The sequence below is a fragment of the Phyllobacterium sp. GQ127 genome (assembly GCF_059758635.1).
Map to the genome: position 1 here is coordinate 73,521 of NZ_JCAXDZ010000003.1, position 21,081 is coordinate 94,601.

Here is a 21,081-nt window from a genome sequence, read left to right on the forward strand (position 1 = left end):
AATAGCGAACCCCGCAACGAGATTCTGAATTCAGCCCATGGTGGTTAGCAGAAACCAGCCGTCTTGAGCAATTGATAGGCCTGGATTACGTCACGGAAACGATCCTCGGAAGCCCGATCACCGCCGTTTGCATCGGGGTGGTGGCGCTTCACCAGTTCTTTATAGCGCGACTTTATATCTTCGCCAGTGGCTTTTGCACCTAGTCCAAGCGTATCCAGCGCTTTTGACTCCAGCGGCTTCAATTTGCGCACATGGACACGTGCATTATTGAAAACACTATTGGGATCCCGGAACCTGTTTTGGTAGGCAGCACGCCCCGATCGCAATTTGGAAAAATCCGGCGATGTCTTGGCGCTTGCACTGGCCTGCGCACGGGTGCTGGCGCTTGGCCCTGCCCCGCTGCCCGGCAATCCTGCAACAGTCCATGTCGGGCGATCGCCCGTCAGCGCTTCCTTCTGGTAGCGCGCAACCTCTGCATCAGACAGGCCGGAGAAATAATTATAGCCCTTATTATACTCGCGCACATGGTCGATGCAGAAATGGAAGAACTCGCCTTCCTTTTCGCGGCCCACGGGAGCGCGGTGCGGACCAGGTTTCTCGCAGCCGTCCCACTGGCATATGGGCGTGCGCGATTTCTCCTCTTCCGCCTTTTTCGGGCGGATACGGATGCTGTCGAAATATTTAGAACTTGTCGTCATCGAATACGTTTATCTTGGCTTGGCGTGAATTGACATTCGGACATGATTTATGACCTAACGCCTGAAATGGCGGTAAATTTATGAACATGTTCGGATTTGCCAAATGAAACTACCATATGGGCGCAGGAGAATGAAATGTCCACTCAGTCCGCGATCGAAAACAAACTGACACAGGCTTTCCATCCCGTTTCATTGGCTGTCATCAATGAAAGCCACCTTCACGCAGGCCACCATCATTCTGACAGCGAGCATCATGGCACATTTGACGGTTCAGGCGAAACGCATTTTCGCGTGCGGATTGTCGCGGAGGCTTTTTCCGGCATGTCGCGTGTCGAACGCCACCGCGCAATCAATGAAGTTCTCGAAGCAGAATTGAAGGGAAGCGTCCATGCCTTGGCGCTTGAACCAGCAGCGCCCGGCGAAGCAACACGGCGGTAAAAAGCTCAACTAAAGTGTGACTGGCAATTCCTGAAAAGCATTGCGACAGGAAACTGCATACATCCAGTGCGTCGAACCACGCACTGGATGTATGCAACTAATATTCAGTCCTGCACCAGTTGCCGCTTCAATCGCGCAATCATTCCAACTTGCAATTCACTCGGCTCACCGTAGGCTGATGCGGTCTGTTGCAGCATGTCGATCAATTGCAGCCGTTCTCTTCTCGTCAGGCGTTCGCGCAGCATGGGTGCCATTTCATCAGCCATGGGCGAAAAAAATCCCCGCTGCTTGGTATAAGTCCAGGCCTTTCGAAACAATGCGTCTGGATCTTCGATCTGAAGCGTTTCGCTAATCAGTTCCAGAATCTTCATCTTTTCGTCTGCGGTCACCGGGGCGCCCGTCCGCACAAGCTGAATCATCAAGATCGCAGCGGCCAGACGCGGGTCTTTTATACGGCTGTAGGGTGAGCCGATCAGATTCTGAAAACTGAACTTTGCCTTCCGTTGCAGGCCTTTCGTGTCGCGATCAAGATCGCGTACTGCCTTGACAGTCGAATGGGCTCGCAGCGTCCAGAATAAAACAACAGCCGCCAAACCGATAATCGCAATGAGAATATGCATTTTAATCCCAGTTATATGAACCTGAATGCCTCGTGAACTACCGCGCCTTCGGATTGTCCTCACCTTCAATCGGCCGGATGCGCAGTCGCGTTATTCTATTTTTTTCCCGCTTGATGATCGTAAACCGCTTGCCATGGAACGTATAAGCCTGTTTTTCCTTTGGAATGCTCTGCGTCTGATGGATCACAAACCCTGCAATGGTTGTCGCCTCCGTATCGGGCAGATTCCAGTCGAGCGCGCGGTTAAGGTCGCGTATCGGCACGGACCCGTCGACAAGGATTGAGCCATCCGGCTGCGGGCGAACACCCTGCACGTCAATGTCATGCTCGTCGGCAATATCGCCAACGATCTCCTCAAGAATATCTTCCAGCGTGATCAGCCCCTGCACGTCGCCATACTCATCGACGACAATGGCAATATGTGCCTTGCGCCGCAAAAACGCATTGAGCTGGTCCTGGAGCGTGGTCGTATCCGGCACGAACCAGGGCTTTGTCGCAACCTTCATAATATTGATCTTCGAGAAGTCGCGATTGGCATCCCTGATCGCCCGTACAAGGTCTTTGGCGTGGACAACCCCGACGAAATTATCGTTCGTGCCTCTCCACACAGGAATACGCGTATGATGGCTGGCAAGGATTTCGGTGATGATCGTCTCGATTGGATCATCGGCATTGACCGAATCCATATCGGTGCGGTGGATCATGACGTCGTAGACTTCAAGCTCGCGCAGATCGAGCAAGCCACCAATCTGGTCCCTGTCGCCCTTCACCACGGAACCTTCCTTGTGGAGCAGGTCGACCGCACCGCGCAGCTCTTCCTGCGCCGAAAACATTGAAATTCCCGCAGCAAGATTGATCCCGAAAATCGCAAGTATATTGCGCACGATCCAGTTCACCAGATCGGAAAGAGGACCGAATATCCAGACTGCAAGCTGCGCAAACCGCACCAGCGAAAGCGAATTGCGTTCGGGACTCGATATTGCCCAGGATTTTGGCAGAACTTCCGCAAAGATCACCAGAAGGACGGTCATGATGGCTGTCGCATAGGCCACACCAGCCTGCCCGAAAATATCAAGCAACATGCTGGTCATCAGCGACGATGCGAGAATATTGATGAGATTATTGCCGATCAGCATGACGCCGATCAGCCTGTCGCGTTTCTCGATGAGATTTTCGACAATGCTTGCACGCCCGTCACCGCGGTTCGCCAGCCGATGCATGCGTGCCCGCGACACCGCAGTCAATGCCGTTTCGGACCCTGAAAAGAGAGCGGACATCAGGATCAAACCCAAAATAACCCCGCAGAAAATCCAGAGTTCCAAGGTCATGCTGGATGTTTCTCCTTCAGGAAGCTCAAGACCGCCGATGGTGGAACATCTTTGGCGATGAATGACTGACCGATACCGCGCGTGAGAATAAAGGTCAGCGTACCACGCGTCACCTTTTTATCCTGCGCAATATATTCCATCAATTTTTCCGCTGGCGGAAGCTGGCCTTGTATCTCGTTGATAGATACCGGCAGGCCGACATCGCGCAGATGCTTTTCCACCCGCAAAGCATCATCCGGGCTGGCCAGATTCATTTTGGCCGAAAACTGATGCGCCAGAACCATTCCGATGGAAACGCCCTCACCATGAACAAGGCGTGAGGAATCATATTTGGTTGCTGTCTCCAGCGCATGGCCGAATGTGTGGCCAAGATTGAGCAGCGCCCTGTCTCCCATCTCGAACTCGTCGCGTTCAACGACATCGGCTTTTGACTGGCACGCTATGGCAATCGCCTGGGTCCGTTCCGGCCCTCCATCGAAAATCCCGCGCCAGTTGGCCTCCAGCCAAGCGAAAAAATCCGGACGGTCGATCAGACCATATTTGGCAACTTCCGCATAACCTGCACGAAATTCACGTAGAGAGAGCGTGTTGAGCACATCCGTGTCGGCCAGAACCAGCTGGGGTTGATAGAACACGCCGACAAGGTTCTTGCCATGCGCCGTGTTAATTCCGGTCTTGCCGCCCACGGAACTATCCACCTGCGCCAGCAATGAGGTTGGTATCTGCACAAAACCCATGCCGCGCCGCGCAATGCCAGCCGCAAAACCGGCAAGGTCACCAATGACACCGCCACCGAAAGCAATGACAATATCGCCGCGTTCGAGCCGCGCCGCTAGAATGGCGTTGGTAACAGTCTCCAGCGTCGCAAAACATTTTGATTGCTCGCCCGGGGCAACCACCACCGGCGTCGATTCTATTCCTGCGGCAGTGAGCCCGGCTTGCAACCGCTCCAGATGCAGCCCGGCGACTGTCTCGTCGCTGATGATGGCCGCCCGCATTGTCTTGCCTGCCCGTGAGACGATCTCTTGTCCTGCACGCTCAATCAAACCGCCACCAATCAATATGTCATAGGAGCGATCGCCGAGCTTGACGGGAACGATTGTGCTTGTCGCTTGATCCGTCATGACCCGGCCTCCTCATCCGTTTTTGTCTCGTTGGAAAGGGCTTGCCCGCCCAGATGCCCTGCAATGGCCTGCATCGCTTCGAAAGCGATAATTTCTTTCTTTTCTTCGCGCGAATTGATCGTGAGATCGGCAAATGCATAGATTGGATAGCGCTCGCCCATCAGCCGCTCCATCACACCGCGCGGATCGCTGTTCTTCAGCAATGGACGGTTCTGCTTGCGCACGACACGCGACATCAAGACATCAAGCTCTGCTTTAAGCCATACGGAGATACCGGTGGATGCTATGGCGCTTCGCGTCTGCTCGTTCATATAGGCACCGCCTCCTGTTGCCAGGACAATCGGCCCCTCTTCCAGCATGCGTGCAATGACCCGCCGTTCAAGATCGCGAAATTCGGCCTCGCCATAGGCTTCGAAAAGCTCGGGGATCGACATTGTCGAGACCTTTTCAATCTCGTGATCCGCGTCGAAAAAGGGCAGTTCCACCAGCGAGGCCAGTTTCTTTCCCACTGTCGACTTACCTGCACCCATGAGGCCGACAAGCACGATTGAACGCGCGCCAAGCCGCTCGCGGATGGATTTTGCCAGCTCAGATGTTTCATCTGGCAGAGGTGTTTCTTCCGTCGTATTCATGATTGCGTTTCGACAGTAAAACCTTGGTCCAGTCAAGCAGACTATGGCTTTAAGGACCATCGATGTTTCATTTTACATCAATAGCGTGCGTGGCCTCGACAGGCCTACACTCGCCTGTGGCGATCATTTTGGTTGCAAATCGCAATCTCGCCTCATGGTGAGCTTGTCGAACCACGCAGAACGTCAGTGCAGCAACTCAGCCATTCACCAAATTATTAAGAGTTTGCGTCCAAGATTATGGAACCGACCAATGCAGCCTGTTCGATAGAGAAAATGCCGACACTCACGCGACTTATAATTGTCCTCGCCATCCTTGCGGGGCTTGTCTATGCCGGGATGGTCGCGCTTGTGACCTTTGTTCACCCCACCCAGACCGAGATGACCATTCGCGTGCCGAGCGAAAAGCTCAATCCGAAACCCCAGCAACCAAAGTAAAAATCATGCGCGCTTCAGCAGCCATCGAGAATTTTCTTGAAATGATGAGCGCCGAAAGAGGAGCTGCGCAGAACACGCTCGACTCCTACAGGCGAGACCTTGAGGATGCCGCATCCTTCAGCGCTGGCACCGGCACACAGCTGCCCCTGGCGGAGCCGGTCACCATTCGCACCTATCTTGACGATATTGCCAATCGCGGCTTTGCCGCCACCTCGCAGGCCCGCAGGCTTTCGGCGCTTCGTCAATTCTTCCGGTTTCTTTACATGGAGAACATTCGTGCGGACGATCCCACCAGCACATTTGACGCCCCGAAGAAGGATCGTTCCCTGCCGAAAATCATGAGCGAAGCCGATGTGGAAAAGCTGCTTGCCCGGGCGGAAGTGGAAACGCTCGATGCAAAGGCTTCAAACACGGTACATTTCCAGGCTTTGCGCCTCCATGCGCTGCTTGAAATACTTTATGCAACCGGCTTGCGCGTTTCTGAACTTGTCGGCCTGCCTGTCACTGTTGCGCGCTCCGACAATCGCTTTTTGATGGTGCGGGGTAAGGGATCAAAGGACCGTATGGTCCCGCTTTCCGGCAAAGCCCGCATCGCCATGATGAAATATCTTGAACTGCGCGACGCCCTGCCCGGCCTTTGCGACAGTCCGTGGCTCTTCCCGGCAGTCTCGGAAAGCGGCTTTCTGGCGCGTCAGGTCTTCGGACGCGACCTCAAAGGGCTTGCAGCTCGCGCTGGCCTGAAGACCTCCGCGATTTCACCCCATGTCCTGCGTCACGCATTCGCCAGTCACTTGCTGCAGAACGGTGCTGATCTACGCGCGGTACAGCAATTGCTTGGCCATTCGGATATTTCTACCACGCAGATTTATACGCATGTCATGGAAGAGCGGCTGCACCAGCTTGTCACCAAGCACCATCCATTGGCCGATTAACACCACACCTTTGCCGGAATTCACCGTATAAGTTGCGTGGCTTATGCCTCATCTGAGGCATGGTTCCTTGACATGCGCGCTCGCAACAGCCAGTTAGGCTTTGAAAAATCCACCTTTTTGCAGGCAGATATTCAGTCCATGTACAACTATCTTGATTTTGAAAAGCCGGTTGCCGATCTCGATGGCAAGATTCTTGAGCTGAAAAAGCTTGCAGAAGAAGGCGGCGCGCTCGACACCAATGACGAGATCGCGCGGCTTGAAAGACGCTCCGGCGATGCATTGCGCGATCTTTATCGCAAATTGACGCCTTGGCAGAAGGCGCAGATCGCACGTCATCCGGACCGGCCCCATTGCGTGGATTATATTGCGAGGCTCTTTACCGATTTCACACCGCTGGCAGGTGATCGCAACTATGCCGATGATGATGCGGTTCAGGCTGGTCTTGCCCGCTTTAATGGTCAGGCCGTTGCAGTCATTGGACAGGAAAAAGGCAGCGATACCAAAACGCGCCTCAAGCACAATTTTGGCATGGCCATGCCCGAAGGCTATCGCAAGGCCGTGCGCATCATGGAACTTGCAGACCGGTTCAACCTGCCCGTGCTGACGCTTGTTGATACGGCGGGCGCATTTCCAGGCATCGCCGCCGAGGAACGTGGCCAGGCCGAGGCCATTGCCCGCTCAACTGCCGCCTGCCTCAATGTGAAGGTGCCAATCGTTTCCGTCATCATCGGTGAAGGCGGCTCCGGCGGCGCTATCGCGATTGCCACGGCCAACCGCGTCTACATGCTCGAACATTCCATCTATTCGGTTATTTCGCCCGAAGGTGCCGCGTCTATTCTCTGGCATGATTCGACCAGAGCCAAGGATGCGGCCACATCAATGCGCATCACCGCGCAGGATCTTTACGAATTGAAGATCATTGACGGCATTATTCCGGAGCCTCTCGGCGGCGCTCATCGCGGCCGGGATGCAGCAATAGAAGCGACTGGAAACATCATCAATGTCGCGCTGAAATCCATGAGCAATATGGATCGCGATGCTTTGCGTCAGGACCGCCGCGAGAAGTATCTGGCCATCGGCCGCAATCTTTAGGAATAAATAGTTGCGGTTTTTTTGGAAACCGGCTTGCATTTACGCAGCCAACCAATTAGGAACCGGCCTGCGCAGACGAACGCGCATTTGTGGCACGCGCCCGTAGCTCAGCTGGATAGAGCACCAGACTACGAATCTGGGGGTCAGAGGTTCGAATCCTTTCGGGCGCGCCATTTTTTCCCACACACCCAAGTGTAATAATTTTTCGAAAACTGCGACAGGGCAGATCAACGTTTGCGTCTCGACTATTTGAGCTTGCAACGGGTGGAAATAGCCTCTTTCGACCTTATCTCCGTTGGCACCGCTCAGCTCACTGACGACAAGCAGACCTACAGGACAGGACGATCAAGATGACCGAAGCGCTGGATAAAGGCCCCTTCTTTCATGGCACAATCGCGGATTTGCGCGTGGGTGATTTCCTCACCGCAGGATACAGGTCGAACTATCGTCCTGAAGTGGTGATGAACCATATCTACTTCACTTCTCTTGTGGATGGTGCCGGGCTTGCCGCTGAAATTGCGGCTGAACTCACCAAAGGCGGCGCAGCCCCGCGTGTTTACATCGTAGAGCCCACAGGGGCATTCGAGAACGACCCGAACGTGACCGACAAGAAGTTTCCTGGCAATCCAACGCGGTCGTATCGCAGCAGCGCACCGCTCAAGATCATTGGGGAAATCACGGATTGGACCAGATTGACCCCCGAAGCACTACAGCTATGGAGAGAACGTCTGATCGCGTTGCCTTCGCACGAACGAGGCGAAATCATCAACTGATGCGGCGCGGCGCGCCGTGTGCTCATTACGCGAGCGAATCGCTAAAGGGAATGATCAGCTTTCCACCAATCGCAGCCGTTCAAGGATAAATACCTTGGCAATCGACATTCCATTATCAAGCATGAACAGCACCTCAGTCATCTATTTGCAATGGCTGTCTTGTTCATTGTAAATATTCCAACTCACGTGATTATTGAGGAGGCGCAAGATGGACCGGTTCACGGGCGGGTGCAGCTGCGGAGATGTCCGAATCGTTGCAACGGGACGGCCTTATCGGGTCGGCATTTGTCACTGTTTCGACTGCCGCAAACATCATGGCGCTCTTTTTCACGCTTCAGCAATATTTCCTGAAGCTGCTGTGTCCATCGAGGGAGAAACGGGCGACTATGCTGGGCGTCATTTCTGCCCCCGTTGCGGATCGTCGGTTTTTGCCCGCACCGACGACGAAATCGAAGTGAACATTGGCTCGCTGGACGATATTGACCAGCTGACACCGACTTATGAAAGCTGGGTCATCCGCCGCGAATCCTGGTTACCGACCTTCCCGACCAAGCATAAATACGAGCATGATCGCGACGCCACGACCCGCTTTGAGGATTAATCGCCTCGTCCAGTACACACTAGTAGAGGGCTGATTTCAGCTTTGACTACGCCCTCTTACGGACGGCGGGATACCGCGCCATTCCGACGGGTGCACAAATGCACCGACCGGAGCTACAAATCAAACAGACTATTGAGGAGTGGTGACCTTTGGCTCCGGCTCGGTCGTTGTCTGTGTCGGCACCGTATTTGCGGGGAACAGGTATGTGGCCGCAGCGCTGAGAATAACTGTTGCTGCCCCTTGGATTTCGGGGGATGTCAGCTCCGGCGGCAGGGCGTAGCGTGAGGCAAGCCAGCCCGCAATACCTCCGATAATCGATCCAATCAGCTTCGAATAGCTACCCATGTCGGTATTCCCTTCGCAAGGTTGGCGATTCTGGAAGGATAATAGCCGTTTACGTCAAATGCTAGTTTTACCGGGAAATTTGACCATCTGCCCCGTATTCCACCATACGAGGCAGATATTGCTTTTACATTTCGTGCGCCGGAACAACTGCACGGTAAAGGTGCCAGGTGGCATGTCCGAGAACGGGTATGAAAATCGCCAGACCCACGAACAATGTTGCGAAGCCCACAAACAGCAGTGCGGCGACAATCAAGCCCCAAACGATCATGGGTAGCGGATTTTTTGCCACCACGCGCGCTGACGTGGCTATCGCCGCATAAGCGCCGCCATCGCGGTCGAGCAGGAAGGGAAAGGCGATCACCGTCGTGCAAAGCACAAAGGCCGCGAAGACAAAACCGATTGCATTGCCGAGTATGATCATTCGCCAGCCTTGAGGCGTGTTGAAAACCTGATCCATGAATACCGCGACCGAAGCCGGGGGCGTATCGCCGAAGAGGTTCACATAAAGCGCCTGGGCGATCAGCAACCATGCCACGAAAACGGCGACAAGCATGGCCCCTATCGCAAGAATGGATGGAACGGCGGGTGAATGCACCACCTGCCTTGCATGCCACCAGGATGTGTCCATACCCCGCTCGCGTCTGCGGCTGATTTCATAAAGCCCGATGGCTGCCAGAGGTCCGATCAGTGCAAAACCTGACATTAGTGGGAAAATCAGCGGCAGGGTGTTAGCACCGGACGACCATCGGATCAGCACCAGACCGGCAATGGGATAAATCAGGCAGAGAAACACATAATGCGACGGCTTCTCCCAGAAATCGTCAAGACCTTTGCGCAGCGCCGTGAAAACATCCCTGACGACAATTTTGCGCACATCAGGATGGGCAATGCCTGAATCAGCACCGGCAATCACATGGAAACTCGCCATCTCAAACCTCCCATAAGTTCAGGGCGGAAAAGGAGCTCGGTGACCATGGACGGGTCACTATGGACCTCAACCTGCATGGTTAAGCATACGCTCCCGGACGTTTTTTGACCACCCTGAAACGCAGATGCATGTTGGTTTCCTGTCGGGGAACCAACAGCCTCGTTCAAAAGTTATTGAGTGCCAGACTCATTATCGCCGGTCACAAAGAGGATTACGCATGTTCGATCAGATCTTCACCAAGGTCGCCAACACTGTGGCTCTGGCTGCAGGCAAACCCGTAACCTTCATCCTTTGCGTGGCAATCGTAGTCATATGGGCATTTAGCGGACCGATATTCGGCTTCAGCGATACGTGGCAGCTCATCATCAATACCGGCACGACAATCGTGACCTTCCTCATGGTGTTTCTCATCCAGAACACGCAAAACCGCGATAGCGTAGCCATTCAGGCCAAGCTGGACGAGCTCGTGCGCGTCAGTAACGGAAAGAATGCTTTTATCGGCATCGAGCATCTGACCGAGGCTGAAGTCGAGAAGTTTCGCAAACAATGCGAAGAAGCAGCGAAGAAGGCCGACGAGGAACTTAAGAGCCGCACCGCTGCAAAGAAAAAGAGTAAAGCTGCACCGCGCGAAGCGGCCAGAAAGCCACCCCGCGCGAAAGCGCACGCCTAAGCAGTTTTCACCGTTAACGAATATGGCCGACTTGGGCAGTTTTACAGCCGAATCCACCATTTTTCTCAAATTTCAGATCGATAATGACAAATTAATGGCGGAAACCTTCAGTTTCAGTGGTTTAGAGGCCCATTTTCCTGCAAACCAGCTATGCAAACTTGTGACTCCAAGTTCTGAGTGCACTGCACTATATCCAGCTCACCGATCGATAACGATCCAACAAACAAAAGAACTTTAGGTGAGTGAAATGAACTTGATCCGCTCGTACAACAACTGGCGCCGCTATCGTGACACAGTCACGGAATTGAACCGCCTGTCCGCACGTGAACTGAACGACCTCGGCATCTCCCGCGGTGACATCGCTTTCGTTGCGAAGAAGGCCGCTTCGGCATTCTAATTAAACAGACCTCCCACGTCCGTGGCACTCCTCCTCCCAGCCACGGCCGCTTAAAGAACAGCGTTCCTCCCAGAGCCGTTCTTTACAAGTAACACCCATCGCTCCTCCCAGCGGTGGGTGTTCTCTTTTGTGCTGTCATCTGCGATTGCGCCTTTCCTGCTTTCCCCTTATCAAGCGCCTCATGAAAAGAGGGACCTCGGACATGACAGGCGGCATTCATCACATCACACTGATCACCCGCAAGGTTCAGGCGAATGTCGATTTCTATGTCGGGTTTCTCGGGCTTCGGCTGGTCAAGCGCACCGGGGGCTTTGAAGACGCAACACAACTCCATCTGATTTATGGCGATGCCTCTGGCACTCCCGGCTCCCTGATTACATTTCTGGTCTGGGAAGATGGCTCGCTTGGCCGCGTCGGCTACGGCCAGCCCAGCGAGGTATCTTTCGCTATTCCAACTGAAACTATTGGTTTCTGGCTGACCCGTGCGCTGCAATTCAACATCGCGGTTACAGGACCCGCGCAGGAATTCGGCGAAACCGTCCTGCGATTGCACGATCCTGACGGGGCGATCATCAAACTGGTCGGAACAGACGCCGTCAGCCCCGGGGACCCGTGGGAAAGCGATGGCATATCGCAAACGGATGCGATCATGCGCTTACGCGGCGCAACGATCCTCACGGAAAAACCTGCTGAGACTGCTGACTTTCTCAGCAGATACTTTTCATATGAAAGTGCGGGGCAGAGCGACACAATAACGCGAATGGTTTCCTCGTCAGGAGATTGCATTGACGTTCGCGATGCAACCGGCTTTTGGAGCTCCGCCCCCGGCACCGGCACCGTGGATCATATTGCCTTTCGCGCCGCAGATATTGCCGAAGTGAACGCGACTTATGAGCAGATGATTGCTGAAGGTGCCGATGCAACTGCCCTGCACGACCGCAAATATTTCCATTCCATCTATGTGCGCGAGCCGGGCGGTACTCTACTCGAAATGGCGACGGATGGTCCCGGCGTGCTGATTGACGAACCATTGGAGGCTTTGGGCACAGAGCTGTTCGTCCCCCCGCATTTTGCCGATGAAACGGCGAATGTAAAAATCATCTTGCCGCAATTCGGTCTACCGAAGGAACCGCGTTTCATTTATCGCGATCTGCCATTCGTCCATCGCGTCTATACGCCCGAACCGGCAACCGGCCAGACATTTATCCTTCTTCATGGTTCTGATGGCAGTGAAACAAGCCTCATGCCCTTGGCGGCCAGTATCGCACCCGGTGCAACGCTGTTTGGTCTGCGTGGTCGCAGCACGGAAGAAGGAACTGCGCGCTGGTTCCGCCGCTTTGGCCCCTTGAGCTTCGATCAAAACGACATCCGCTCGGAAGCGGAAGCCTTCGCCGCATTCATTGAAGGCGCTGTCGAAGCCTATGGTCTCGACCTGCAATCAACGATTTTCATGGGATATTCCAACGGCGCCAATCTTCTGGCCGCCATGATGCAATTGCATCCTGGACTTGTGCGCAATGCCATTTTGCTGCGCGCGACCAAAGTGCTTGACGATACACCTGAAGCTGATCTGAGCGGCACGCATATTCTCAGCCTGACCGGCGATCACGACCTCTTTGGCGCACATGCCCCCGCACTCGAAGCCGATCTGCGGCAGGCTGGAGCCAATTTGACTGCCCTCAGCGTTCCTGCCGGTCACGAGACCAATCAGCATGATATTGACGCCGCCAGAAGCTGGCTGACAGAAATGGAAACAGGCCGGAATTGATCCGGCCTGTTTGCTGCTTTTTCATAATCAGACGAGCGGCTTCAGCCCGGCCTCAATGGCGGCACGCTTGCTTTCAAGGAATGGCGGCAAGGAAAGCTCTTCGCCCAACGTTTCCAACGGCTCGTCCACTGTGAAGCCCGGACCGTCGGTTGCGATCTCAAACAGAATACCATTTGGTTCGCGGAAATAGAGCGAACGGAAATAGTAACGCTCGACTTCACCGCTGGATGGCATGCGGAAACTTTTCAAACGCTCTGTCCATTCATGCAAGGCATTGACATCCGGGGCGCGGAAAGCCACGTGATGCACCGCCCCTGCACCCTGCCGTGCGGCGGGAAGATCAGGTTGAACGGCTACGTGCAACTCAGCGGCAGGACCGCCCTCGCCCATTGCAAAAACATGCACATGCCCGATGCCATCGGGATCGGCATAATCGCGGACCTTTTGCATGTTCATCACGTGCAACAGAATTGCTTCCGTATTGGTGATGTCCGGCACGCTGATGGTGATTGGGCCAAGCCCGCGGATCTGATGTTCGGCAGGCACAGGGCTCTTGTCCCAAGGGTGGGAGTCGCCAGCACCGCCATCATCAATCAACCGAAAGCGCTGTCCTTCGCCATCCTCGAAATCCAGCGAAGCATGACCGCCTATCTCTGTCACCTCACCGGACTTGACACCCAATTCGGTAAACCGGACTTTCCACCAGTCGAGGCTGGCCTTGCTGCCAACCCGCAAACCAGTGCGCGAAATACTATGGGTGCCGCGGCGCTCCGGTGCAGTTGGCCAGTCGAAGAATGTCAAATCCGTACCGGGCGTTGCTTCACCATCGGCATAAAAAAGATGGTAGGCGCTCGTATCGTCCTGATTGACGGTCTTTTTGACCAGCCGCAAACCAAGCGTCTTTGTGTAGAAACGCACATTTTCTGGCGCATTGGCGGTAATTGCCGTCAGATGGTGAATGCCTGTCAGTTGTAAGCTCATCAAAGCCTCCTGCGTGATTGAGTGGCGAAATCGCCGTTGGGGTGAATATCTGCGCAGTTGTTCCGGCAATAAAGACCATAAAGATGCAACTCATGTTCGATAAAACAGAACTATAACGCCATCAAACTTCTGTTCAACGGCAATCATGTCTCGTATAAGCAAACCATGAAGTGGCGTTTCGAAGATTTATTGACGTTTCTCGACGTGATTGAAACCGGCAGCATCACGGCCACAGCCGCGCGGCTTAACCTGTCAAAATCCGTTGTCAGCAAGCGCATCTCCGATCTGGAGGGTGGGCTTGGCATTGAATTGTTTCAGCGAACGCCGCGCAAGCTGGTGGCATCGGCAAATGCGCTGGATTTCGTCGAGCGCATCCGCCCGCTTGTCCGCGACATCATGGAGGCGGCTGATACGGCCGCGACACGCAATAGCGCCATTCGCGGCACATTGCGCATCGCTGCGCCCATGACCTTCGGCACAATGTATCTGGGGCGGATGATTGCGGATTTTGCCCGGCAATATCCCGATCTGGAAATCGCCGTGGAGTTTGAAGACCGCATGATCGATCTGGTGCGCGGCGGTTATGATGTCGGCATACGCATTGGTATATTGCGCGATTCCAGCCTGATCGCGCGCAAATTATGCACCGATCCCCGTGTCATCTGTTGCAGCCCGGATTTCGCCAATACGCATGGCCTGCCGGAAACGCTGGGCGCGCTGGATCGCTTTTCCTGCATCGACTATTCCAACGTCAATACCAGCCAGCTCTGGCAATTTGAAAATCCGGACAAGGATGGCGAACCGATTGCAGTGCCGATGCATGGCCGCATCGTTGCCAATAATGGCGAGGCGATGCGCGATATGGCGATTGCCGGCCTTGGGCTTGTACTCCTGCCGATGTTCATCGCCGCCGAACCGTTGCGGGCAGGAAGACTCATCCCCGTTTTGCCGCAAGCAAAGCCGCTACCCTACAATATATATGCCGTCTACCCTCCCACGCGCCATGTCTCTGCGAAGGTGCGCGCCTTTGTCGATCATATTGCAAGACATATTGGCAGCCCGCCAATCTGGCAAATCAACGAAGCTTATCGCCCTGTCGATAGCTGATTAAGGGCCCGCACAAGCCGAATCACTTGGCGCGATTTTTGGCTCAACCGGCATCCCCATCCGGCAAATCAGGGCTTAATTCGAAAAAAACCCCGTAAACACTGGGTATAAACCCGCTTTTTGCCTGTAGTTCCTGATGACAGAGTGCGTAACGCGTGCCATACAGACCCCTCCGATCAACGAATATACTGAGGAAACCGCCAAATGAATACGTCCGATCTCATTGATAAGCTCGTCGCTGATCAGGGTCTTACAAAAGTTCAGTCCAAGGCGATTGTTGATAGCATCCTTAAAGGCATCACCGATTCAGTCGTAGCTGGCGATGAAGTTTCGCTGCCAGGCTTCGGCAAGTTCAAGGTACAGGCTCGCGCCGCTCGCGAAGGCCGCAACCCTGCAACCGGCGCAACAATTAAGATCGCAGCTTCCAAGAAAGTTGCTTTCCAGCCTGCAAAGGCTCTGAAGGACGCCCTTAACGGCTGATCTTTCGGACTAGACTTAAAAAAGGCGGTGCAATTTGCGCCGCCTTTTTTGTTTTGCGGCACTTCGAAGCAATTATGTGTGCTTCATGATTGTTTGCCATAAATCCGCCGTCAGTGCGTGAAAGGTGACATCTGCGTGATCGGGGCAATTTTATGCGGTTGCGTCAAGACTTTATCAACTATAACGGGTGCATCTATAATGGTGCGAATGTTATATTCGCGGCGAATCCGACCTCGGCAAACAATTGATGAACTGGCAACTGCTGCTGCAATGAAGATAAAGACACACATTCTTGCTCCTTTGATGCTCACGCTTTTCCTTGCCGGATGTCAGGGCGGGACGGTGAACGATCTCGTTCCCAATGGCGCGAACACGCAACTGCCCGCCAAACTTGTCCAGAGCATGAAGACGAAAGGCATGACTGCCACCTCGCCGATCATGTTCCGCATCTTCAAGGAAGAAAACGTTCTTGAAGTCTGGAAGCGCAAGGACAATGGCCGCTACGATATCGTCACCAGTTACCAGATTTGCAAATGGTCCGGGAAACTTGGCCCAAAATTCATTGAAGGTGATCGTCAGGCGCCGGAAGGCTATTATGCCGTCCGCCCCGCTCACATGAATCCGAAATCCAGTTACTATCTGTCATTCAATACTGGCTTTCCCAACGCGCTTGACCGCGCGCTTGGCCGGACGGGCGCAAATCTGATGGTTCACGGCGCCTGCTCGTCTTCCGGCTGCTATTCGATGACCGATGGTCAGGTTGCACAGATTTATGCTTTCGCCCGCGATGCCTTCAAGGGCGGGCAGGAATCGATCCAGCTACAAGCCTATCCGTTCCGCATGACTGCCGCCAATATGGCGCGCTACAAGGATGATCCCAATTACGCTTTCTGGAAAAATCTGAAGGAAGGCTACGACCATTTTGAAATCACCAAAGTGCCGCCGAAGGTTGATGTTTGTGAGAAGAAATACGTCTTCAATCACACATCCGACCCCAATGCGCCTATCGCTGCCACCAGCACTTGCCCGCCTTCCGATCAGCCAGAATCGCTGAAAATGGCCTATCAGTCCTATCAGACCAATTATGAGAGCGCTTTCTCATCCATGGTTGGCAAGGGCAAGATTCAAGCCCCTGCCCGCTCGATCCAGGGTCTGACCGAGGCTAAGATCATTGCTGAATGGAGCCAGCGCCGTGCGCGCGGCGAACGCGTAACGCAAGAACCGCCATCCTTGTCACCACAAGATGCCGATGCGGCGAACAAGCCACAGATCATGGTCCGGCTCGCCTCTGCTGTGGCAGCCGACAAGGCGAAGGAAGAGCGCGAAGCTTCCAAGCGCTCGCGCATGCACACGCCTGCCGTTGCAGCTACGCCTGTTCCACAACAGACGCCGGCACCTGCTCCGATGACAACAGCCGCCATTGCAGCGCCTGAAGCCGCCGCACCGGTTGCAGCACCCGCGCCCGCCAAAAAGGCGTGGTGGAAAATCGGCGGCAATTAAGCACGTTTAATTTCTTCGCGGATGAGCAGGATTCAAAACGCATCATGGAAGCCGAAGTCTACGATCTTCGCGGCCTGAATTGCCCGCTTCCCGTGCTTAAAACCCGTAAAAAACTGGCTGAAGCCGCAGCTGGAACGCGCTTATGGGTAGAGACCACCGACCCGCTGGCCGTTATCGACATGCCCAATTTCTGCCTGACCGAGGGCCACCGTCTGATTGAAACAATCAGCGTCGAAGGCGGCCACCGCTTTCACATCGAGCGCGGCTAAAGATAGGCTGCATTACCCGATTGCGTGGTTCGACAAGCTCATCATGAGGAAGTTGGCGAACTGCAAAGATAATCTTCATCGCTCCAGAACATGGCTCCCTGCAATCAACTCTCTCCCTCATGATGAGCTTGTCGAACCACGCACAACTGCCCTGCAGCAAAACTTAAACCAGCTTCACACCCGGTATAGCCAGTGGATTATCAAACAATGCGGCGCGGTCAGGCATATCGATCTGCGGCCTGTTGAGAAACGCGTTGAAAAGCTGCTGTACATAGCTCTCCGGCAGATCCTTGACGATCATGACCAGTCTCGTTTCGCGCACACCTTCCGGCCATGCGGCGAGCCGTACGGGGGGGTGAAAAATCTGCTGGACGCCATGAATGACCAGCGGCCGCTCGGGGTCATCCTCCAAGAGAACAATGCCTTTGACACGCAACAGCTTTTCCCCATGGGCCGAGCGTAGCAGATCGATAAACATATCGAAGCTCGATAGCGGCACAGGCTTGTCATGGGTCAGGGAGAATGACCGGATGGCCGCATCATGGCGGTTCACATCATGGTGATGGTCATGACTGTCGTGGTCATGATGATCATGATGATGGTGGTGTCCATGATGCTCAAGCTCGTGGCGCTCGTGCTCACGGTCTCGCCAGGCTTCGCTTTTCAGCCAGCGCTGCACATCGACCGTCTTGGTTTCCGGATTATAGACACCACATTCAAACAGTGCCGCAAAGCCCGTCCGTTCATCGCTGACATCAATAATATCGGCACCAGGATTAAGCGCCTGCAAACGCGCGCGCAGTGGATCGACCAAGCCCACCGACTGACGCAGATCCGTCTTGGTGATGACGATGCGATCAGCCACAGCCGCTTGCTTTACTGCCTCTTCATGTGCATCCAGCGTCGCCATGCCGTGAACCGCATCAACGGTCGTGATCACGCCGTCCACACGAAATGCTTGCAGCAAAACGGGGTGTCCCATAATCGCATGAAGCACCGGCGCGGGATCGGCGAGACCCGTGGTTTCGATGATGACGCGCTTTAGCCGCTGCAATTTTCCGGTCTGCAAACGATCGATCAGATCAGCAAGCGTATCAACGAGTTCGCCACGCACTGTGCAGCATAAACAGCCATCCGAAAGTTCGATAATGCCTTCGCTCGCCTTTTCCACCAGCAGATGGTCGATGCCCACATCACCAAACTCATTGATGATAACGGCAGTATCGGTAAGCGCCGGATCTTTCAGCAGGCGATTGAGCAAAGTCGTCTTGCCGGAGCCGAGAAAGCCCGTCAGAACGGAAACTGGAATGGGACCAGCCATTAATTGATCACCTTCGCAGCACTGCCCGCATCGCTAAGCGACGAACGGTCGGGGCGAGGCGTTGGCACTGGCAGGCGATTAAGTTCCATGCCGAGCGCATTGAGCTTTGACGGCAGCAAGGCGACTTTTTCAGCCACCGGCTCGCGGTCCATGCGGTTCATATAAGGCGATCCGGCAATGATATGACCTTCAAGATCCTTGCCGTCCCATGTATCGGAACCCGACGTCTTGGAGCAGACCTCCGGACGCATATTCACAGCAACATCAAGCTCCGGCGAACCGTTGGATTTCAGATTGTCGATCGTGATGCTAGTGCCATGGGTCTCAAAACCCTTGGCAAGAAGTTCAGCAGCTTTGGTGGCACGGGTCGAAAGCTTGAGTTCGCCAAGAACGACCGTAATCACCGTCCGGCCATTGCGCGTCGCTGAGCCGATCAGATTATAACCAGAAGGGCAGACAAAGCCGGTCTTCATCCCATCCGCACCGGGAAAGCGTCCAATCAAGGCATTCAAATTCGGCTGTACTTTCTTGCCGCCGTAATCGATGGCCTCAATGTCGAAGAAATGCGCAAATTGCGGAAACTCACGGCGCAGTTGCAGGGTCAAAACTGCCATGTCCCGCGCTGTCGTATAATGATCGTCTGAATGCAGCCCGTTCGGATTAACGAAATGCGAGCCTTTCATGCCAATACGTTGGGCTTCCTCGTTCATAAGCACCGCAAATTTTTCTGAAGAGCCGCCCAGCGTCTCGCCAACCGCCATGGCAACATCATTGGCCGATTTGACCATCATGATCTTCAGCGCGTCACTGAGCGTCAATTCCGAGCCAACCTTGTAGCCCATTTTGCTCGGTGGTTGCTTGGCTGAAAGCGCGGTGATTCGAACGGGCGTATCAAGCGTTACCTGCTTTGATTCGAGCATGCGGAAAGCTACATAGACGGTCATGAGCTTGGTCAAGGACGCTGGATACCAGCGCTGAAAGGCGTTTTTTTGCGAAAGAATCTCGCCACCGCTAGCATCAAGTGTGATATTCGCCTCGGCAAGGGCCGTTGATCCAAGACCGAGCATCGCAACGGTTGACATCGCGCTACCGACTAGAAAAAGTGCTACAGTTTTCCGCATTCCTGAAATCCAGCCTGTCTGTATAAAAACCTTGGGAAGGCAAAAGGCATTAAGCCGCGCTTCACGTGGAGCGGCAATGGCCTTATCTATCTTATGTGGCATCCAAAAGGCAAAGTGCCTTTCTTGTCACAGGTAAATTGGAGTTGATGTAAAAATGCCCGTGCTCAATCGCGCTGTCGAAATGCAGGATGAAGTATCGCAATGGCGCCGCCATTTGCACCAAAATCCCGAATTGATGTTCGATGTGCACCAGACTGCAAAATTTATTGAAGAAAAATTGCGCGGTTTTGGTTGCGACGAAGTGGTTACAGGCATTGGCCAAACCGGCGTTGTCGGCATAATCCGCGGTCGTCACGGCGAAGGCGCGACAATCGGCCTACGTTCCGATATGGATGCCCTGCCCCTGACAGAAATCACCGGAAAGCCCTGGGCTTCGACCAATGCCGGCAAAATGCATGCCTGTGGTCATGACGGGCATATCTCCATGCTGCTTGGCGCAGCGCAATATCTGGCCGAAACACGCAATTTCAAAGGCTCGGTAGCCGTAATCTTCCAGCCTGCCGAAGAAGGTGGCGGCGGCGGCCGCGAAATGGTCAAGGACGGCATGATGGAGCGTTTCACCATTTCCGAAGTCTACGGACTGCACAATATTCCGGGCATACCGATTGGCGAATTTGCGATCCGCAAAGGCCCGATCATGGCCGCAACCGACGAATTCACCATTACAATTGAAGGTCGTGGCGGCCACGCTGCACAGCCTCACACAACGATTGATCCTGTTGTTATTGGCGCACAGCTGGTGAATGGACTGCAGACAATTGTTTCTCGCGGCACCGATCCGCTTGATTCTGTCGTTATTTCAGTCACCAAATTTCATGCGGGCGATGCCTACAATATCATTCCGCAAAAAGCGGAACTGGCGGGAACGGTCCGCACGCTTCGCAAGGAAATGCGAGACTACGCGCAAAAGCGGCTTACTGAAATTGTCGAGGGCATCACGGGCGCCTTGGGCGCGACAGTCACAATCGATTACGCACGTAATTACCCGGTTACATTCAATCATGATCGCGAGACTGATTTCGCCGCCAAGGTTGCACGTCAAGTTGCCGGAAATAATGCGGTAAATGAAGAGGTTGCGCCTATGATGGCAGGCGAAGACTTCTCCTATATGCTTGAAGCGCGTCCCGGCGCATTCATTTTCATGGGCAACGGAGCAAGCGCATCACTGCACAACCCGGCCTATGATTTTAACGATGACGCAATCCCGCATGGCATCAGCTATTGGGTAAATATTGCCGAAAGCGCGCTCCTGCCATCCACCTGATGGCTTTGCCGCGCATTCTACCAAAGTTGAGACTTGGCGGCGGCATTGAAAAACGTTAAGTCTCTGCGGATCGCCCCTATTCGCGATCCGCTTGAATGGTCCCGTAGCTCAGTAGGATAGAGCGACAGATTCCTAATCTGTAGGCCACTGGTTCGAATCCAGTCGGGATCACCAATAATTTCAAAGACTTATGCGTGT

24 protein-coding genes and 2 tRNA genes are annotated in these 21,081 nt (G+C 54.2%); 16 read left to right on the plus strand and 10 right to left on the minus strand.

What is annotated here, in order from left to right:
* Nucleotides 1-44: 44 nt before the first annotated feature.
* On the minus strand, nucleotides 45-698 hold the full coding sequence (locus AC6CHM_RS12305; RefSeq protein ID WP_115055531.1) for a J domain-containing protein: 654 nt from the start codon (nucleotides 696-698) through the stop codon (nucleotides 45-47).
* A 135-nt stretch (nucleotides 699-833) separates the two neighbouring features.
* On the opposite strand from AC6CHM_RS12305, the gene AC6CHM_RS12310 reads away from it, so the two are divergent.
* A complete protein-coding gene (locus AC6CHM_RS12310) occupies nucleotides 834-1,136 on the plus strand; it encodes a BolA family protein (protein ID WP_115055533.1) in 303 nt (100 codons plus the stop codon).
* 104 nt (nucleotides 1,137-1,240) lie between these two features.
* Here the strand turns inward: AC6CHM_RS12310 and AC6CHM_RS12315 are convergent, their stop codons facing one another.
* From AC6CHM_RS12315 to AC6CHM_RS12330, 4 genes are read right to left on the minus strand one after another with little or no spacing between them, the layout of a single operon-like run.
* On the minus strand, nucleotides 1,241-1,756 hold the full coding sequence (locus AC6CHM_RS12315) for a TerB family tellurite resistance protein (protein WP_115055535.1): 516 nt from the start codon (nucleotides 1,754-1,756) through the stop codon (nucleotides 1,241-1,243).
* A gap of 37 nt (nucleotides 1,757-1,793) precedes the next feature.
* On the minus strand, nucleotides 1,794-3,083 hold the full coding sequence (locus AC6CHM_RS12320; RefSeq protein ID WP_115055537.1) for an HlyC/CorC family transporter: 1,290 nt from the start codon (nucleotides 3,081-3,083) through the stop codon (nucleotides 1,794-1,796).
* Nucleotides 3,080-4,207, minus strand: coding sequence for a 3-dehydroquinate synthase (aroB, locus tag AC6CHM_RS12325; protein WP_354347297.1), 1,128 nt, complete (start codon nucleotides 4,205-4,207; stop codon nucleotides 3,080-3,082). The genes AC6CHM_RS12320 and aroB overlap by 4 nt, the downstream gene beginning before the upstream one ends.
* Entirely contained in the window at nucleotides 4,204-4,842 is a 639-nt protein-coding gene (locus AC6CHM_RS12330) for a shikimate kinase (RefSeq protein ID WP_498173670.1), read from the minus strand. The genes aroB and AC6CHM_RS12330 overlap by 4 nt, the downstream gene beginning before the upstream one ends.
* A gap of 270 nt (nucleotides 4,843-5,112) precedes the next feature.
* On the opposite strand from AC6CHM_RS12330, the gene AC6CHM_RS12335 reads away from it, so the two are divergent.
* The 6 genes from AC6CHM_RS12335 to AC6CHM_RS12360 all read left to right on the plus strand — a co-directional run bounded on the left by AC6CHM_RS12335 (nucleotide 5,113) and on the right by AC6CHM_RS12360 (nucleotide 8,672).
* The gene (locus AC6CHM_RS12335) at nucleotides 5,113-5,274 is read left to right on the plus strand and encodes a histidine kinase (protein ID WP_115055589.1); all 162 of its coding nucleotides are present in this window, start codon (nucleotides 5,113-5,115) and stop codon (nucleotides 5,272-5,274) included.
* 5 nt (nucleotides 5,275-5,279) lie between these two features.
* Complete coding sequence (locus AC6CHM_RS12340; protein WP_440810866.1) at nucleotides 5,280-6,206, plus strand: site-specific tyrosine recombinase XerD; 927 nt, start codon at nucleotides 5,280-5,282, stop codon at nucleotides 6,204-6,206.
* Nucleotides 6,207-6,344: 138 nt separating this feature from the next.
* Nucleotides 6,345-7,298: an acetyl-CoA carboxylase carboxyltransferase subunit alpha gene (locus AC6CHM_RS12345; RefSeq protein ID WP_115055591.1), complete on the plus strand. Its 954-nt coding sequence runs from the start codon at nucleotides 6,345-6,347 to the stop codon at nucleotides 7,296-7,298.
* A 96-nt stretch (nucleotides 7,299-7,394) separates the two neighbouring features.
* A tRNA-Arg gene (locus tag AC6CHM_RS12350) sits at nucleotides 7,395-7,471 on the plus strand.
* Nucleotides 7,472-7,648: 177 nt separating this feature from the next.
* Nucleotides 7,649-8,071, plus strand: coding sequence for an NAD(+)--rifampin ADP-ribosyltransferase (gene arr / locus AC6CHM_RS12355; RefSeq protein ID WP_115055545.1), 423 nt, complete (start codon nucleotides 7,649-7,651; stop codon nucleotides 8,069-8,071).
* Nucleotides 8,072-8,279: 208 nt separating this feature from the next.
* On the plus strand, nucleotides 8,280-8,672 hold the full coding sequence (locus AC6CHM_RS12360) for a GFA family protein (RefSeq protein ID WP_115055547.1): 393 nt from the start codon (nucleotides 8,280-8,282) through the stop codon (nucleotides 8,670-8,672).
* 129 nt (nucleotides 8,673-8,801) lie between these two features.
* Here AC6CHM_RS12360 and AC6CHM_RS12365 read toward each other — a convergent pair whose 3' ends face one another.
* Both AC6CHM_RS12365 and AC6CHM_RS12370 read right to left on the minus strand, forming a co-directional pair.
* Complete coding sequence (locus AC6CHM_RS12365) at nucleotides 8,802-9,017, minus strand: hypothetical protein (protein ID WP_115055549.1); 216 nt, start codon at nucleotides 9,015-9,017, stop codon at nucleotides 8,802-8,804.
* Nucleotides 9,018-9,141: 124 nt separating this feature from the next.
* Nucleotides 9,142-9,945: a DUF2189 domain-containing protein gene (locus AC6CHM_RS12370; protein WP_498173362.1), complete on the minus strand. Its 804-nt coding sequence runs from the start codon at nucleotides 9,943-9,945 to the stop codon at nucleotides 9,142-9,144.
* A gap of 217 nt (nucleotides 9,946-10,162) precedes the next feature.
* Here AC6CHM_RS12370 and AC6CHM_RS12375 point away from each other — a divergent pair, with 217 nt between their 5' ends.
* From AC6CHM_RS12375 to AC6CHM_RS12385, 3 genes are all read left to right on the plus strand, one after another.
* Nucleotides 10,163-10,615 carry a low affinity iron permease family protein gene (locus tag AC6CHM_RS12375; protein ID WP_337354335.1) on the plus strand — a complete coding sequence of 151 codons (453 nt, stop codon included), beginning with the start codon at nucleotides 10,163-10,165 and terminating at the stop codon, nucleotides 10,613-10,615.
* 247 nt (nucleotides 10,616-10,862) lie between these two features.
* Complete coding sequence (locus AC6CHM_RS12380; protein ID WP_008127986.1) at nucleotides 10,863-11,012, plus strand: DUF1127 domain-containing protein; 150 nt, start codon at nucleotides 10,863-10,865, stop codon at nucleotides 11,010-11,012.
* A gap of 202 nt (nucleotides 11,013-11,214) precedes the next feature.
* Complete coding sequence (locus AC6CHM_RS12385) at nucleotides 11,215-12,780, plus strand: VOC family protein (RefSeq protein WP_498173364.1); 1,566 nt, start codon at nucleotides 11,215-11,217, stop codon at nucleotides 12,778-12,780.
* A gap of 27 nt (nucleotides 12,781-12,807) precedes the next feature.
* On the opposite strand, the gene AC6CHM_RS12390 is transcribed toward AC6CHM_RS12385, so the two are convergent.
* A complete protein-coding gene (locus AC6CHM_RS12390) occupies nucleotides 12,808-13,761 on the minus strand; it encodes a ring-cleaving dioxygenase (RefSeq protein ID WP_337354333.1) in 954 nt (317 codons plus the stop codon).
* Nucleotides 13,762-13,926: 165 nt separating this feature from the next.
* Between AC6CHM_RS12390 and AC6CHM_RS12395 the strand changes: the two genes are divergently transcribed.
* From AC6CHM_RS12395 to AC6CHM_RS12410, 4 genes are all read left to right on the plus strand, one after another.
* The gene (locus tag AC6CHM_RS12395) at nucleotides 13,927-14,868 is read left to right on the plus strand and encodes a LysR family transcriptional regulator (protein WP_307280443.1); all 942 of its coding nucleotides are present in this window, start codon (nucleotides 13,927-13,929) and stop codon (nucleotides 14,866-14,868) included.
* Between the two features lie 204 nt (nucleotides 14,869-15,072).
* On the plus strand, nucleotides 15,073-15,348 hold the full coding sequence (locus AC6CHM_RS12400; protein ID WP_008127996.1) for an HU family DNA-binding protein: 276 nt from the start codon (nucleotides 15,073-15,075) through the stop codon (nucleotides 15,346-15,348).
* A gap of 270 nt (nucleotides 15,349-15,618) precedes the next feature.
* The gene (locus AC6CHM_RS12405; protein ID WP_115055562.1) at nucleotides 15,619-16,848 is read left to right on the plus strand and encodes a L,D-transpeptidase family protein; all 1,230 of its coding nucleotides are present in this window, start codon (nucleotides 15,619-15,621) and stop codon (nucleotides 16,846-16,848) included.
* Nucleotides 16,827-17,117: a sulfurtransferase TusA family protein gene (locus tag AC6CHM_RS12410; RefSeq protein ID WP_435530250.1), complete on the plus strand. Its 291-nt coding sequence runs from the start codon at nucleotides 16,827-16,829 to the stop codon at nucleotides 17,115-17,117. Before AC6CHM_RS12405 ends, AC6CHM_RS12410 begins: the two co-directional genes overlap by 22 nt.
* Nucleotides 17,118-17,280: 163 nt before the next feature.
* Here AC6CHM_RS12410 and AC6CHM_RS12415 read toward each other — a convergent pair whose 3' ends face one another.
* Nucleotides 17,281-18,438: a CobW family GTP-binding protein gene (locus AC6CHM_RS12415; RefSeq protein ID WP_498173367.1), complete on the minus strand. Its 1,158-nt coding sequence runs from the start codon at nucleotides 18,436-18,438 to the stop codon at nucleotides 17,281-17,283.
* On the minus strand, nucleotides 18,438-19,559 hold the full coding sequence (locus AC6CHM_RS12420) for a D-alanyl-D-alanine carboxypeptidase family protein (RefSeq protein WP_498173369.1): 1,122 nt from the start codon (nucleotides 19,557-19,559) through the stop codon (nucleotides 18,438-18,440). Before AC6CHM_RS12420 ends, AC6CHM_RS12415 begins: the two co-directional genes overlap by 1 nt.
* Nucleotides 19,560-19,713: 154 nt before the next feature.
* Between AC6CHM_RS12420 and AC6CHM_RS12425 the strand changes: the two genes are divergently transcribed.
* Together AC6CHM_RS12425 and AC6CHM_RS12430 are read left to right on the plus strand one after the other, a co-directional pair.
* Nucleotides 19,714-20,883 carry a M20 aminoacylase family protein gene (locus AC6CHM_RS12425; protein WP_115055568.1) on the plus strand — a complete coding sequence of 390 codons (1,170 nt, stop codon included), beginning with the start codon at nucleotides 19,714-19,716 and terminating at the stop codon, nucleotides 20,881-20,883.
* A 97-nt stretch (nucleotides 20,884-20,980) separates the two neighbouring features.
* Nucleotides 20,981-21,057: transfer RNA gene (locus AC6CHM_RS12430), tRNA-Arg, on the plus strand.
* Nucleotides 21,058-21,081 lie beyond the last annotated feature (24 nt).

Excerpts from the sequence above, each read along its gene's own strand:
- AC6CHM_RS12380 (WP_008127986.1), top strand. The coding sequence starts at position 10,863 with ATGAACTTGATCCGCTCGTACAACAACTGGCGCCGCTATCGTGACACA.
- AC6CHM_RS12385 (WP_498173364.1), top strand. The coding sequence starts at position 11,215 with ATGACAGGCGGCATTCATCACATCACACTGATCACCCGCAAGGTTCAG.
- AC6CHM_RS12360 (WP_115055547.1), top strand. The coding sequence starts at position 8,280 with ATGGACCGGTTCACGGGCGGGTGCAGCTGCGGAGATGTCCGAATCGTT.
- AC6CHM_RS12345 (WP_115055591.1), top strand. The coding sequence starts at position 6,345 with ATGTACAACTATCTTGATTTTGAAAAGCCGGTTGCCGATCTCGATGGC.
- AC6CHM_RS12390 (WP_337354333.1), bottom strand. The coding sequence starts at position 13,761 with ATGAGCTTACAACTGACAGGCATTCACCATCTGACGGCAATTACCGCC.
- AC6CHM_RS12315 (WP_115055535.1), bottom strand. The coding sequence starts at position 1,756 with ATGCATATTCTCATTGCGATTATCGGTTTGGCGGCTGTTGTTTTATTC.
- AC6CHM_RS12340 (WP_440810866.1), top strand. The coding sequence starts at position 5,280 with ATGCGCGCTTCAGCAGCCATCGAGAATTTTCTTGAAATGATGAGCGCC.
- AC6CHM_RS12370 (WP_498173362.1), bottom strand. The coding sequence starts at position 9,945 with ATGGCGAGTTTCCATGTGATTGCCGGTGCTGATTCAGGCATTGCCCAT.
- AC6CHM_RS12415 (WP_498173367.1), bottom strand. The coding sequence starts at position 18,438 with ATGGCTGGTCCCATTCCAGTTTCCGTTCTGACGGGCTTTCTCGGCTCC.
- AC6CHM_RS12335 (WP_115055589.1), top strand. The coding sequence starts at position 5,113 with ATGCCGACACTCACGCGACTTATAATTGTCCTCGCCATCCTTGCGGGG.
- AC6CHM_RS12310 (WP_115055533.1), top strand. The coding sequence starts at position 834 with ATGTCCACTCAGTCCGCGATCGAAAACAAACTGACACAGGCTTTCCAT.
- AC6CHM_RS12320 (WP_115055537.1), bottom strand. The coding sequence starts at position 3,083 with ATGACCTTGGAACTCTGGATTTTCTGCGGGGTTATTTTGGGTTTGATC.
- AC6CHM_RS12375 (WP_337354335.1), top strand. The coding sequence starts at position 10,163 with ATGTTCGATCAGATCTTCACCAAGGTCGCCAACACTGTGGCTCTGGCT.
- AC6CHM_RS12395 (WP_307280443.1), top strand. The coding sequence starts at position 13,927 with ATGAAGTGGCGTTTCGAAGATTTATTGACGTTTCTCGACGTGATTGAA.
- AC6CHM_RS12400 (WP_008127996.1), top strand. The coding sequence starts at position 15,073 with ATGAATACGTCCGATCTCATTGATAAGCTCGTCGCTGATCAGGGTCTT.
- arr (WP_115055545.1), top strand. The coding sequence starts at position 7,649 with ATGACCGAAGCGCTGGATAAAGGCCCCTTCTTTCATGGCACAATCGCG.
- AC6CHM_RS12425 (WP_115055568.1), top strand. The coding sequence starts at position 19,714 with ATGCCCGTGCTCAATCGCGCTGTCGAAATGCAGGATGAAGTATCGCAA.
- AC6CHM_RS12405 (WP_115055562.1), top strand. The coding sequence starts at position 15,619 with ATGAAGATAAAGACACACATTCTTGCTCCTTTGATGCTCACGCTTTTC.
- AC6CHM_RS12365 (WP_115055549.1), bottom strand. The coding sequence starts at position 9,017 with ATGGGTAGCTATTCGAAGCTGATTGGATCGATTATCGGAGGTATTGCG.
- AC6CHM_RS12305 (WP_115055531.1), bottom strand. The coding sequence starts at position 698 with ATGACGACAAGTTCTAAATATTTCGACAGCATCCGTATCCGCCCGAAA.
- aroB (WP_354347297.1), bottom strand. The coding sequence starts at position 4,207 with ATGACGGATCAAGCGACAAGCACAATCGTTCCCGTCAAGCTCGGCGAT.
- AC6CHM_RS12420 (WP_498173369.1), bottom strand. The coding sequence starts at position 19,559 with ATGCGGAAAACTGTAGCACTTTTTCTAGTCGGTAGCGCGATGTCAACC.